General features: G+C 52.5%; 1 protein-coding gene and 1 pseudogene. Both read right to left on the bottom strand.

Annotation, left to right across the window (positions count from 1 at the left end; genetic code table 11):
* Positions 1-860 (bottom strand): MobF family relaxase (gene mobF, locus EQY_RS0123505; protein ID WP_000948641.1); only part of this gene is annotated, 860 nt, incomplete at its 3' end.
* A pseudogene (locus EQY_RS0123500) lies at positions 860-1,163 on the bottom strand (type IV conjugative transfer system coupling protein TraD); the annotation flags it as partial. The pseudogene EQY_RS0123500 and the gene mobF, both read right to left, overlap by 1 nt.

Here is a 1,163-nt window from a genome sequence, read left to right as displayed (position 1 = left end):
TAACTGAATCCTGTCCGGTCAATACGCTCATGCCACTCTGTCAGCAACTCTTCTCTGTCCGGCTCTTTTTGTTTGGCGCGACGGGTATCCAGCGCAGCCACACTGCGGGATTTAGCCGATGCATCATCCCCGACCGCTTCCCGGATTTGCTGACTGCGGGTTGAGAAAATATCGACCGGAACACCTTTAATCTCCCACAGACCATTTTTCCCGGTATCCACCGTCTCATAGCCCATCGCCTCAACCTGACGGCGCAATAAATTCAGTTGTATCTGCCCCAGAGCTAACTGGTTCGCATAAACAGCTTCAATAAATCCGTCTTTCCTGACCGTACCGCTTGCCAGCGTTCGCCAGCCACTTTCCGTTGGTGTCATATTCAGGAACAATGCATGGGTATGAAGTTGCGGATCCAGATTCCGTGAAGTGTCATGATTAAATGTGGCAATAACCGCTTTCTGTGTCAGTTGTGTCTCTGTCTCTCCCTCTTTCATCACCCGACTGGAAACCAGCGATTCAACTTCTTTTAGCGTTTCACTTACTGCCCTGTTCCAGGCCTCCAGTAAACGATTCTCACCATACAGCGCAATCAGTACAGACACACTTTTGGGGGCAGAAAATGTCAGATCATAACCGCTGCGATGCACATTAATGCCGCCTTCCATTCTCTCCAGACTGACGCCATTGGGCAGACGTCCGGCAATCAGCTCATCCAGCCGGAAAGCATCCACCGGCCCTTCCAGTTGCAGCAATTTTGCGCCTTCCCCTAACCACCGGGACTGCATGCTGCCCAGAAAATAGTAGTTATCCTGCGATGTGTAATAGCCTGCGCCACCACCGGCAATGGGTGCAATACTCAGCATTACCAGGTTACCTCGCGGTCATCATCCTGTTCACGCGCTTCATTCGTCTGGTGACTCACCAGATTGCGTTCATCCTGTCGCATTGCTTCCTGTGCCTGGCCTGAATCTCTGCAGAGTTCGTCATACCGCTCATCGTCCGGATACAGGATTTCCCCGGTTTCTTTGTCCACAATTTCAGTCAGCTCCGCCACAGGTGCCTTTTCTTCCACAGGGCTGCTCTCACCCGTCCCGCCTGTCATCGCAGCCGCTGTCCCCTGAGTCACCGCTGCAGCCAGTACCGGATTGTTAAGTGATTCTGCCTGT

It is taken from the genome of Escherichia sp. TW14182, assembly GCF_000208525.1.
In the GTDB taxonomy this organism is placed as follows: Bacteria; Pseudomonadota; Gammaproteobacteria; order Enterobacterales; family Enterobacteriaceae; genus Escherichia; species Escherichia ruysiae.
Note: the sequence above shows the minus strand (reverse complement) of the source record. Positions and strands in the feature narration are given on the sequence as shown.